The sequence below is a fragment of the Bacillus sp. UNC437CL72CviS29 genome, from assembly GCF_000482345.1.
Taxonomy (GTDB): domain Bacteria; phylum Bacillota; class Bacilli; order Bacillales; family Bacillaceae_G; genus Bacillus_A; species Bacillus_A arachidis.
Genome location: NZ_KI535304.1, coordinates 234,234 through 246,109, shown reverse-complemented (window position 1 = coordinate 246,109; position 11,876 = coordinate 234,234). Strand labels below are relative to the sequence as shown.

Annotated in this window: 14 protein-coding genes and 1 pseudogene; 11 read left to right on the top strand and 4 right to left on the bottom strand. The window is 36.9% G+C overall.

All coding sequences use genetic code 11. The features are described from left to right. Positions 1-5 precede the first annotated feature (5 nt). Both M014_RS27495 and M014_RS28980 read left to right on the top strand, forming a co-directional pair. Entirely contained in the window at positions 6-209 is a 204-nt protein-coding gene (locus tag M014_RS27495; protein ID WP_051588622.1) for a zinc ribbon domain-containing protein, read from the top strand. A 201-nt stretch (positions 210-410) separates the two neighbouring features. Next, positions 411-569, top strand: coding sequence for a YqbF domain-containing protein (locus M014_RS28980; RefSeq protein WP_081811128.1), 159 nt, complete (start codon positions 411-413; stop codon positions 567-569). A 109-nt stretch (positions 570-678) separates the two neighbouring features. On the opposite strand, the gene M014_RS0125465 is transcribed toward M014_RS28980, so the two are convergent. After that, positions 679-1,485 carry a nucleotidyltransferase domain-containing protein gene (locus M014_RS0125465; protein ID WP_243764993.1) on the bottom strand — a complete coding sequence of 269 codons (807 nt, stop codon included), beginning with the start codon at positions 1,483-1,485 and terminating at the stop codon, positions 679-681. 84 nt (positions 1,486-1,569) lie between these two features. After that, positions 1,570-1,878 carry a YuzD family protein gene (locus M014_RS0125460; protein WP_026594208.1) on the bottom strand — a complete coding sequence of 103 codons (309 nt, stop codon included), beginning with the start codon at positions 1,876-1,878 and terminating at the stop codon, positions 1,570-1,572. A 208-nt stretch (positions 1,879-2,086) separates the two neighbouring features. Between M014_RS0125460 and M014_RS0125455 the strand changes: the two genes are divergently transcribed. Then, positions 2,087-2,323: a NifU family protein gene (locus M014_RS0125455; RefSeq protein WP_000431179.1), complete on the top strand. Its 237-nt coding sequence runs from the start codon at positions 2,087-2,089 to the stop codon at positions 2,321-2,323. Between the two features lie 211 nt (positions 2,324-2,534). Here M014_RS0125455 and yutH read toward each other — a convergent pair whose 3' ends face one another. Next, entirely contained in the window at positions 2,535-3,536 is a 1,002-nt protein-coding gene (gene yutH, locus M014_RS0125450) for a spore coat putative kinase YutH (protein ID WP_026594207.1), read from the bottom strand. A 119-nt stretch (positions 3,537-3,655) separates the two neighbouring features. Here yutH and M014_RS0125445 point away from each other — a divergent pair, with 119 nt between their 5' ends. Then, the gene (locus M014_RS0125445) at positions 3,656-4,147 is read left to right on the top strand and encodes a phosphatidylglycerophosphatase A family protein (protein WP_026594206.1); all 492 of its coding nucleotides are present in this window, start codon (positions 3,656-3,658) and stop codon (positions 4,145-4,147) included. Between the two features lie 401 nt (positions 4,148-4,548). Here M014_RS0125445 and M014_RS0125440 read toward each other — a convergent pair whose 3' ends face one another. Beyond that, the gene (locus tag M014_RS0125440) at positions 4,549-5,034 is read right to left on the bottom strand and encodes a GNAT family N-acetyltransferase (protein ID WP_026594205.1); all 486 of its coding nucleotides are present in this window, start codon (positions 5,032-5,034) and stop codon (positions 4,549-4,551) included. A gap of 170 nt (positions 5,035-5,204) precedes the next feature. Here M014_RS0125440 and M014_RS0125435 point away from each other — a divergent pair, with 170 nt between their 5' ends. The 7 genes and pseudogenes from M014_RS0125435 to M014_RS28975 form a co-directional block, all read left to right on the top strand. Beyond that, complete coding sequence (locus M014_RS0125435) at positions 5,205-6,461, top strand: TerD family protein (protein WP_026594204.1); 1,257 nt, start codon at positions 5,205-5,207, stop codon at positions 6,459-6,461. A 12-nt stretch (positions 6,462-6,473) separates the two neighbouring features. Continuing rightward, positions 6,474-7,688 carry an HpcH/HpaI aldolase/citrate lyase family protein gene (locus M014_RS0125430; protein WP_026594203.1) on the top strand — a complete coding sequence of 405 codons (1,215 nt, stop codon included), beginning with the start codon at positions 6,474-6,476 and terminating at the stop codon, positions 7,686-7,688. Continuing rightward, complete coding sequence (locus M014_RS0125425) at positions 7,615-9,003, top strand: phosphoribosyltransferase family protein (protein ID WP_026594202.1); 1,389 nt, start codon at positions 7,615-7,617, stop codon at positions 9,001-9,003. The genes M014_RS0125430 and M014_RS0125425 overlap by 74 nt, the downstream gene beginning before the upstream one ends. Beyond that, positions 9,000-10,118: a cysteine protease StiP family protein gene (locus tag M014_RS0125420; RefSeq protein ID WP_026594201.1), complete on the top strand. Its 1,119-nt coding sequence runs from the start codon at positions 9,000-9,002 to the stop codon at positions 10,116-10,118. Before M014_RS0125425 ends, M014_RS0125420 begins: the two co-directional genes overlap by 4 nt. Then, positions 10,115-10,927 carry an HAD family hydrolase gene (locus M014_RS0125415; protein WP_026594200.1) on the top strand — a complete coding sequence of 271 codons (813 nt, stop codon included), beginning with the start codon at positions 10,115-10,117 and terminating at the stop codon, positions 10,925-10,927. Before M014_RS0125420 ends, M014_RS0125415 begins: the two co-directional genes overlap by 4 nt. Positions 10,928-10,987: 60 nt before the next feature. Continuing rightward, complete coding sequence (locus M014_RS0125410) at positions 10,988-11,656, top strand: vWA domain-containing protein (RefSeq protein WP_026594199.1); 669 nt, start codon at positions 10,988-10,990, stop codon at positions 11,654-11,656. A 22-nt stretch (positions 11,657-11,678) separates the two neighbouring features. Then, a pseudogene (locus M014_RS28975) lies at positions 11,679-11,849 on the top strand (NAD(P)H-dependent oxidoreductase); the annotation flags it as partial. Positions 11,850-11,876 lie beyond the last annotated feature (27 nt).

Below are 11,876 nucleotides of genomic sequence, written 5' to 3'. Positions count from 1 at the left end.
ATTTCATGAAGAAACATAAGAACTGTCAAAGCTGTGGCATGCCATTTTCAAAAGATGAAAATGGTGGCGGTACAGAAAAAAATGGAGAAAAAAGTACAACGTATTGCAGTCATTGCTATGAAAATGAAAAATTCGCCCTTCCGCATATTACAGTAGGCGAGATGAAACAGCTTGTTGAAAATAAATTAGAGCGATGGAAAAATAGTTAATATAAAAGAGTTCACATCTTATTGTGAACTCTTTTATATTAACTATCTCCTTATTGATTACAGTATTTATTTTCATATTTGCATTCTTCATACTTCTATTTAAGATCCCTGATTAACATTCTAAGTATTTTAAACCAATTTATGGATATTATAAGTAATGAATCTTTAAATTTGTATCGTTCTATAATGGAGGTATATATAATGTATTACGTTAAATTAATTCAAGGACAATCATTCTACGCGTTTGATCATCGCTTCTTATTAGATCAAGAAGAGCAAGTTACACAAAGAATTTTTAAATACTTGTGCAAAAATGAGTTTTTTGAAGTACGTAAAGACGAGGATACTTCCACAGCATAATAATGAGTAGCTAAGTAGTGTATAACTTCATCTACAAACCGACCTCTATAGTAACTACTACAGAGGTCTTACTATTTTATATCCGCACCATCTTAATTTTTGAAATAAACTACCCTTCCCACTTCTTCCGACATTCCTCTATCCCACTAAGCAAATACTTCTTCGTCATATCTGCCCGCTTCCAAATGGAAATCGTTCGTTTCTTTCCCTTATTATGACGTATCCGCTCTACCTCTTGTAGCAAAGGCATCCATTTATCAGTGGACGATTTCATCATATATTGTAATCCTTCATCTTTTGAAACAATTGTTTTATGCTCTAACGTATACAAAATACGGCCCATCGTTACAACGGCTGATTCTACCCATTCTTCAATTAAAAACAAATATGTACGTGATGCCTTTTCACCCCAGTATTGCTCTACGTTATATTTCATTGTTTCTACAACCCTATTCCATGAGACCTCAAACGGAAGTTCACTTGCTTCTTCTCCAGTCACAGTAATTCCATGGTTCTTTAACGTCCACCACGTCACAGCATTCACATCCCAGTGACCTACGTTAACTTTCCCATCAGCACAATAGACATACTGCTCTATCTCTTGATTATTCTTTCCTAAATCAGCAAGCGGGATATACATACCGTCCATCCGTCCTCCGAGCTTATTTTTACTCAATTTTTTATGTAAATCACTTATTTGCAACTTCTCAAATTCACTGACTGTCTCCCTCGTTACCGTTACAAAATCAACATCACTCGTCCCCAAATGAAATGCACCTAGAGCGATTGAACCGTATACGTACACCCCAATTAATTTTTCATTTAAGAAAATATCTTGTAATCCCATCACATATTGCTCCATTAGACTCGTTACTTCCTCTGGCAACTCCTGTTTCACTACACCCTTCACATGCATCCTCCTTAATAAAATTACCTTTAATAACTATTTTTTCCATATAGATATATAAGAAAAGCCTTTGCAACCACAAAGGCTTTTATATTATAAATATTTCTCAATTTCTTCGTATACGTCCTTCAAACGAGGATTTCCTTCTCCAACGATTTCACCGTTTACAAGAACAACCGGATAAAATAAATCCTCTTCAATTACCCGCTCTACAAAAGCTTGCTTCTCAGCATCATCTTGCTCTTCTTGAATATCAACGTATTCAAACTTAAATTTATCATCTTGTCCTTCATATTTACGACCAATTGCCGCTTGTAGCCATTCAAATGTTTCAGTCGAAGATGGCATTCCAACGCAGCTCGCACAAATTACTTTTGCCCCATATACTTGAACATTTACCATTCTTTCTCCCCCACTTCTCTGTTCTAACAGTACGCCGAGATGACTTACCTTATAAACACATCTCTTTACAAGCTCATTTCTCATCCCCTATACTGAAAAAACACGTTGTAAACATGATACAATATTTTGACATTAAAACAAGAACAGAAAAAATAGATTTTCCCCTGTATCTTGATTATAATAAAATGGATGAAAGGAGTCGATAAAAATGGAAAACCCAAATATGCAAGAACAAGTATTAGAAGTATTAGATAAATTACGCCCGTTCTTACTTCGTGATGGCGGTGACGTTGAATTAGTAGATATTGAAGAAGGTATTGTAAAACTACGCCTTATGGGTGCATGCGGTAGCTGCCCAAGTTCTACAATCACATTAAAAGCTGGTATCGAACGCGCACTACTTGAAGAAGTACCAGGCGTTATCGAAGTAGAACAAGTATTTTAATCTAAAAGCGGATGCGGCTTGCTTAGAATGTGAGGGGGATGGAGCTTCTGACATAGAGGCGTTTTTGGCCTCGTCGGAAGAAGCGAAGCCACCGAACATTCTAGCCGCTGGAGCGGGATAATCTAAAAGCGGATGCGGCTTGCTTAGAATCGCTGAAACTAAATATCCATAAAAAAGAGACCACCATTGGTCTCTTTTTTATAAATTCCTATTAGGACAACCAATCCAACTTTCGAATCCCGAGCTTCTCAACAGGCAAACGGAGGAATTCATAAAAATGCTTCATAAATTGCTCTGAACGGTTCACATCGTGTAAAATGTCTTCTAAGCGATCTCGGTACATATTTTTTTGTTCTTCATTTCCCGTCAGATAGTACTGTTCCACCGTTTCAAAGTAATGAAGTGGAAAGAGAAGGCGCGCAAATAGTAGGCGCCAGCCAAAAGAAGAGAGGGCATAGTTTTTCTCATAATCCGATACAAACTGGAAAATTGTTTGTTCCCAATCTTTCTTCTTTTCCGTGAATACGTATCGAATCCATTCCGCTAAATCCCTGCTTGGATGATCATATACCCAATCGATGGGGATTTTTAATTTATTGGTTTGCTGCCATAATAAAGGGGTAAAGCGTTCTTGGCAGATCGTTGCTGCGTCGGCAAGCTGAGGTGTATCATCTATTTCTGTATCTACAACATATTGAATTGCATTTTCAGCAACGCCTAAATAATATGGGAAAGACTCGATAAATAGTTGATCAAATACATCTGACGGCTGATTCATAAGTTGTGATTGCCAAAATCGCTCTAATTGATCGAGCCTTTTTTCCCATAATGACTTCCATTCACCAATGCGACTTAATTGTTCTATTTCTTCTGGAAAAAAGGCGCCTCGTTTATGAAATAAAGAAAGCTCGTTACCTAACGAAGTAGCATGTCGATCAAGCAAACGCATACCTTTTAATAAACAGTAATTTTTTTCTTCTATCTCACTTACATAGTAACCGTGCACCGTCGGAACGAAGGTTGCAACAGTAATATCCCCTTGCTGGTTCATATAATCGCTTAATTTTTTCATTTCAACAAGTACATCTTCCTCCATATCCCCAATTGGAAGAAGTACATAAATTTTATTACGAATCCAAAAGCTTTTATAGGGGCCAAGAGGGATTAATTCTTTGACATGCATTTGATAATGCTCATAAATATGCTGAATCATCATAGTCGCCACCTATGGTTTTTCTATATATATATGAGCTTGTGCTCGCCTTTCATTCCTATGCACATGATAAAGCAGTAAAACGTATACAAATAATAAAAAGAAAAAAAGGTGATAACATGAAAGAATCGAATCAACTACAAGAAAGAGCATTACAACTACTACAGGAACGTGGTGTAACAATCGATGATATTGCGGAGCTTGTTCATTTTCTTCAAAAGAAATACCATCCAAATTTAGAAATGTCAGAATGTCGTTACAATGTAGAACGTGTATTATCCAAGCGTGAAGTACAAAATGCGCTCATTACAGGAATCGAGTTAGACGTTCTTGCCGAAAAAGGAATGTTGAGCGAACCATTACAAGACATTGTAAAGCGTGATGAAGGTTTATACGGAGTGGATGAAGTAATCGCCCTTTCCATTGTAAACGTGTACGGCTCTATCGGTTTCACAAACTTTGGATATATCGATAAATTAAAACCAGGTATTTTAGAATACTTAAATGATAAATCATCTGGAAAAGTTCATACATTCCTTGATGATATTGTAGGTGCTATCGCTGCAGCCGCGTCTAGTCGTTTGGCGCATCGTGCCGAGCATGCAGAATAAGGTAAAACCCTAAAAATAAGAACCCACCCCTTTACACAAAGAGGTGGGTTCTTTCATTTACATAAATTGCAATCCTATATACAATTCATGTAAAATATTTCCGAACGTTCAAACAGGGGTGTTCTGATGTTTAAAAAGCAAATCTTTTCTTGGCTTTTTCTACTTTTCGCACTGGTTGCCTCCGTCACATTCTTTCTATGTCTCACATGAACACAGCGCCTTACACCTTCACTAGAAGGCACTATTATGACAAATAGTATCTTATCTATCATTTTAGCACTCATTAGATAAAAAGGGTTGGTTCGTACAATAAGTGGTACATGCTCTATAGCCATGCTCTCTTACATTATGTTTTTCGGTTATGTTATACGTTTAATTTGGACAGGGTCATAACACATTTGTTAACAACGGCATTCATCTAAATCATACTCCATGAGCAGGAACTCTCTCCCCCTGCTCATAAACAAAACATTTTTTTGAAACCCAACGTTCTCATACAACGTAATCGCCCTCTTATTAAAAGCAGCAACGCTTAAACGAATTCTTTTGGGCTGGAACGCTTTTAAAGCAAATTGGAAACCAACTTTCAAGAAAGATTTCCCCATTCCCTGTCCCGTTAGATGTGGCTTCATGCCAAGCCCAATGTCTACAGTATCCTCACCTATATATAACTTCGCATCCCTTCCCCCTGGTACTTGCGCATTTTCTCCAAAACAAAAGTAACCTATCAATTCCCCATATTCATTACAGCAGCCATAATATGTTCCATCTAATAGTTCTTCTATTGTCTCTTCACTTCCTGAAAAATTATATAACGAATACGGTTCTTCATACTGCCATGTATTGATTTCTTTTGCTTCTTCTCCTGTTAGTTTGTGGATATTCATCTTCTTTCTTCATTCCTTTCTAAAAAACTCCTTACTAACAAAGTTCTACATAAATCCTGAAATTCACCTTCCATTTTCGAAAAGTTTGTAAATTTTCAAAATACAAAATTGGAAATCTTTTGTTAGCGTGTTACGATTAAAGTAATTATTCTAAATGAGGTGGAATCGAAATGCCCCTACAGTTATGTAAAGGACAGAAGGTAGATTTAACAAAAACAAATCCTACATTAACTCATATAAAAATAGGTCTCGGCTGGGATCTTCCTACAAATTCACATGCATTCGATTTAGATGCTGCTGCTTTTTTATTGGATTCAAACGGTAGACTAACAACTTCAGAGCATATCGTATTTTACAAACAGCAATCTTCTCTGCAAGGCACGATTATACTTTCAAAAGATAATCGTACAGGTAAGGGTTCTGGAGATGATGAAGAAATCTCCATTTCACTTTCAAAGATTCCATTACATATCGAACGAATTATGTTCACTATTACCATTCACGATGCATTGGCACGCATGCAAACCTTTGGCCAAGTAAAGCAATCCTACGTCCGTATTATCAATACAACGAATAATGAAGAAATGTTTCGTTATAACCTTACAGAACAATTTTCATCTGAAACTGCATTAATCGCCTGTGAAGTTTACCGTTATAAGGGCGAGTGGAAGTTTGGAGCTATCGGTAGAGGAATACAAGGAGGGCTCACAGAACTTTCTCATCAATTCGGATTATCTCATATAACACCTAACCTTTTTGAAAAAACAAATAAACAGATTAAACCTTCTTCTAGTCAAAAACATATTAACCTTTCCAAAATTGAACTAAAAAAATCTGGAGATACGATCAACTTACAAAAAACGGACAAACCTCTTGGCGAAATTGCAGTGAATTTAAATTGGAGTAAGCAAAGTGCTCCAAAACAAAAAGGATTTTTCTCATCTTTAGCGGCAAATCTCTCACCTCAAGTAGATTTAGATTTAGGCTGTTTGTTTGAATTTAAAGATGGTTGGAAAGGCGTTGTACAACCGCTTGGAAATACGTTTGGTTCATTTCATAGTGAGCCTTACATTCATTTAGATCAAGATGATCGCACGGGGGCTTCAAATACAGGAGAAAATTTACGCATTAACGGAAACATGATTCATGAAATAAAAAGAATATTAATTTTCTCTTATATTTACGAAGGCGCAGCCAATTGGTCACAAGTTGACGGTGTTGTTACATTAAAACAAGAAAATGGACCAGACATTGTTGTAAAAATGGATGAACACCGTAATGGCCTGAGTACATGTGCAATTGCAATGCTTGAAAATGTAAATGATGAGACATTCAAAGTACAAAAATTAGTGAAATATTTTAAAGGACACCGAGACATGGATCAACATTATAAATGGAACATGAACTGGGTCGCAGGCTCTAAATAAGGTGGTGACAATATGCAGCATTTTTCCTATCTATCCCTTGAAGAAAAGCAGAACCTTTTCTACCAAGAACCCATTACATTTTCAAAGGATTCCGCGAAAGATCAACTAGCTTACGCATTAGGTGCTACTCTATATACACCTGGAACAAAGAGAACCATTGCAGATGACATCGTTAGAAAAAGGCTCGAAGGTACGACATCGATTGTACTTTGTTTAGAAGATTCTATTAGTGATTGGGATGTGAAACTTGCCGAGCAAAATGTTGTCATACAGATGCAACTACTAGCTCATATGATGGATACCGGCAAGCTTCATCCATCAGACATACCACTACTCTTTATTCGGATTCGTGAACCAAAGCAAATGGATTCGCTCGTTCATGAACTAGGAAGCGCCGTCCATTGTATAAGCGGTTTTGTGTTTCCTAAGTTCACTCCGGCGAACGGAATGTCTTACATTCGTGAACTACAGGATATAAACGAAACCTATTCACTTTCACTTTATGCGATGCCTATTTTAGAGTCTTCTGAAATTATTTATAAAGAAACTCGTATTGATACATTACTAGCAATTAAGGAAATCTTAGATTCTTACCGTGATTTTATTTTGAATGTCCGAATTGGGGCGACCGATTTCTCAGGGCTATTCGGCATTCGTCGTAACAAAGATACGACAATCTATGACATTTCGATTATTCGCGATTGTATTTCTGATATTATTAATATTTTTTCTAGAAAAGCAGATGAATATGTTATATCTGGACCGGTGTGGGAGTACTTCGGAAACAATCCGCGCGTACTCAAACCACAGCTCCGTCAAACACCATTTCGTGAATCATTTGGAAACGCCGGGCTTACAATGCGTGAGAACATGCTTCATCGGTACGAGGACGGATTAATTCATGAAGTCTTGCTCGATCAGGCAAATGGATTAATTGGAAAAACGGTCATTCATCCTTCTCACATTAAACTCATTCAAGCTATGCATGTTGTAACGTTAGAGGATTATTTAGATGCAAAAGCTATTTTCGAAGCGGCCCAGACGTATAACGGCGTGATGAAAAGCAGCTTTTCTAACAAAATGAATGAAGTGAAGCCGCATTATAATTGGGCACGTAAAACACTTCTGAAATCTAATATTTATGGGGTGCTACATGAACAACAAACTTTCATCGATCTCCTTACCGAAGAACCAAAGCAAAACATACACGTACCACATTTTAAATAAAATAACGGTTCATATAGATGTGCTACATAATCCATACTTATTATCGCCAGATCAACTATTCCAAATGGCTGCAAGAATCAATAAAAAACGTGGTTTTTTATTCGTAAGCACCATTTTAGGAAAACATCTTCCCGTTCCACCTGCAATCTCTTTAGCTGGAGGCTGTGCTCTTGCTGCAAGATATATGGAGGTACTGCATCATACAAATCATCCATATCAAAAAGAAATTCTCAATCTGATTTCTTCTAAAGACCGTACGAATCATGAACTGGAAGCAATTTTGCAGTACCAATTCCCTTTAGATAAAGAAGTCTTATTTATCGGATTTGCAGAAACAGCTACCGCATTAGGTCATTCGATGTTTCAATGTTTTCAAAATGCGAAATATGTTCATACAACAAGGGAAACAATCTCACAAATCGATTCTGTCATTACATTTGAAGAAGAACATTCTCATGCGACATCTCATCGTTGTTATGTGGACAAAAGCTATTTTCAAAATGAACAGCCTATCGTCCTGGTAGATGATGAAATAACAACAGGAAAAACCGCCCTTAATATCATCAGATCCATTCAAGAAAAGTTTCCAAGAAAAGAATATATTGTCGCTTCTTTATTAGATTGGCGCTCAGATGCACATCGAAAGCAATTTACAGAGCTCGAGCAAGAACTTGATATTACGATTCATGTAATCTCTCTATTAAGCGGCTCAATTGACGTAATCGGTAGTCCGATCGCTAGTTCTTCTTCGCATGGTGAAATGATTGATAAATCAATAGAGTCCAAGATAAAAAAACATATACTTCCATGCCCTACTTTACCGTATACATCTGTACATCATGATATCAGCTACATAAACTACACCGGGCGCTTTGGCATTTCATCCGATGATCAAAATCATATCCACTCTTTTGCTAGAAAGATTGGATATGATTTAAAGAAAAAACGAAAAGGTAAACAGACACTCTGCTTAGGAACCGGTGAATTTATGTACCTTCCAATGCGGATTGCCGCTGAAATGGGGACAAATATTTCGTATCAATCAACAACGCGTAGTCCGATTCACCCGTACGCAGATGATCTACAATATGCTATTCATAATCGTTTTTCCTATGAAAGCCCCGAAAACAAAGCAGTTACAAATTATTTTTATAACATCCAGCCCGGAGATTACGATGAAATTTTTCTTTTTATAGAGCGTAATTTGCAAGGAGATGCTTTTCATCCTCTTCTTACACAATTACAAACGGTTATTCCGGTCATTCATATCGTTTCATTTAAGAGCTTAACAGAAAGCGAGGGTGAAGAAATATGACTGAGATTAAAACAATACAGCTTATCGGCAGCTATGCGAAAGAAGATGCTATTTTTCTATTAAAAGATATTAGTGATGCCATAGAAGAAAGAACAACAGAAGACAGAGAACAAGCAATTCAATCGGGCACACATTACTCTGAAATGCTTCCGATTGAATATAATCCATCTAAGCCTTATATGGATTTATTTTTTGCTTCACTCGAGCAATACAAACGGAAGCTAGCCATTGCTATCGGCGTTGTAGCTGAGCAAATTATAAAGACGAAAGGAAAGAATCTTGTACTCGTATCACTAGCAAGAGCCGGTACACCAATTGGCGTTTTAATAAAACGGTATATTCGTTATCAATATCATCTCGAATTGCCACATTATTGCGTTTCTATTATTCGGGGACGCGGCATTGATGAGAATGCACTTCACTATATTTTACAGCAGCATCCAAATCAAACGATTCAGTTCATTGATGGCTGGACTGGAAAAGGTGCCATAAAAAAAGAACTGCGCCAAGCAGTACATACATTTAACGAAAAGAACCATGAATATATTTCGGACTGCATGGCTGTACTTGCTGATCCAGGCCATTGTACTTCTATATATGGAACACGAGAAGATTTCCTCATTCCAAGCGCTTGCTTAAATGCGACCGTATCAGGATTAATTAGTCGCACAGTTTTAAATGAAACATATATTGGCCCAAATGATTTTCACGGTGCCAAGTATTATAAAGAACTAGAAACAGAAGATTTATCTAACTTCTTTATTGACGAAATCACAGCGTTATTCCCTTCTATTAGCGCTGATGTAACAAAGCAACTAGAGCACGTTATTACTACCTATACAGAGCCATCTTGGCAAGGTATGCAAGATATTGCCTCTATTCAAAAGTATTTTGGAATAGAGGATATAAATTTAGTGAAGCCAGGAGTTGGAGAAACAACGCGTGTTTTACTAAGACGGATGCCATGGAAAATTTTAATCCAGGGCGAAAACAATCCAGACTTAAAGCACATTTTACTTCTAGCACAAGAAAAAAATGTTCCAGTAGAGCTCTATAAAGATATGACTTATTCGTGCTGTGGGCTCATCACACCTCTTGGGAGGAAAATTTCATGATTTTTGCAAGTGACCTTGATCAAACGCTCATTTATTCTCGGAAATCATTTCGTGCTTCTATAGACGATGAACACATTCAACTGATTGAAACGTTAGACAACAAAGAAATTTCTTTTATGACACATACAGCTATCTCGTTATTAAAAGAACTGCAATTACAAGCTCAATTCATCCCTGTTACAACTCGAACCATTGAACAGTTTCAGCGCATTACACTATTTCAAACAGAAGTCGTTCCGGAATATGCGATTACAAGCAATGGCGGTAATATCCTTCATAACGGTAAGTTAGATGCCACTTGGAAAAACATACAAACGGAGCGCTTAACAACATGTATGGAAAAAGAAGACGTTCTAACAGAATTTCAAAATATTTCTCATGAAGAATGGGTTCTTTCACAAAAAACAGCTGATGATTTATTTCACTACTGCATCATTAAGCGTGACAATATTCCATACGACGAATTACAGTCATTCACAACTTGGCTCGATCAACAAGGATGGACTCATTCATTACAAGGCAGAAAATTATATTTTGTGCCAAAGCCTGTGAACAAATGGGATGCTGTCCAATATGTACAAGAAAAACTTCAGGCAAAAACCGTAATTACTGCTGGTGATTCCTTACTTGATCTATGCATGTTAGAAAGGGCAAATCATGCCATTGCTCCTCTTCACGGTGAACTTGAAACAAAACAAGGAAGTTTATTACCTCACATTGTAAGAACAAATGAAATTGGTATATATGCAGCAGAGGAAATTGTGGATAAAGCACTCCAAATGATCCATAATTCTCTTCCTACTGCGTAATCTATACATGCTTCAAGAACTGGCATCTTTGCTACATAATAAAAAAAGGGGCGATTATACTTGAGTACAATTACATTACGGAAAGAAGCAGTACGCGTTGTATTAGAGAAAAAGAGATTAACAGGCGTTGTCGCAAAAGTTGCGCTCGTATTAGACATTTCTGGGTCTATGCGAACACTTTATAAAAATGGCACTGTACAAGAAGTTGTCGAACGCGTTCTTGCGGTTGCAAGTCAATTTGATGATGATGGCTCACTAGATATTTGGGTATATGATAACGAATTTTCAAGATTACCATCCATTACTGAAAAAGACTTTGCTGGTTATGTTGAAAAACATATTTTAAATAACCCTTCCATTCATAAATTTGGCCGAAATGAAGAGCCACAAGTGATGGAAGATATCATAAAAAAATATACGATTGAAGAGAAAAGCGAAGAGCCTGCCTTTGTTATATTTATTAACGATGGTGGCTGTAAAAAAGGAATTCAAAAACCGGTTGTATTCTCTTCTAACCAACCGATTTTTTGGCAGTTTGTTGGGATTGGAAATGGAAAATTCGACGTTCTTAGAAAGCTAGACGAAATGGAAGGGCGTTTCATTGATAACGCAAACTTCTTCCACATTCGCGATATCGAAAAAACAACAGATGAAACATTGTATAATAACCTGTTGAATGAACTTCCGATGTGGATAAAAGAAGCGAAGGAGAAACGAATTTTATTATAAACATACTAAGAAAGACCGCTGTGAAGGCGGTATGTTTGATTCGATGAAGAAAACAACAGATGCTGGTATTTTTGAATTTACAGGAATTGAAACATTAGAGCACACATTCTATACGCGTGTTCCTTCTGTGGATGAAGACGTGCGAGAAGAATATCTTGAAGAAGTGAAAGCAGTCGTGAATCGCGTATTTTAATAAGACACTCCACCTTATACGAAGGTG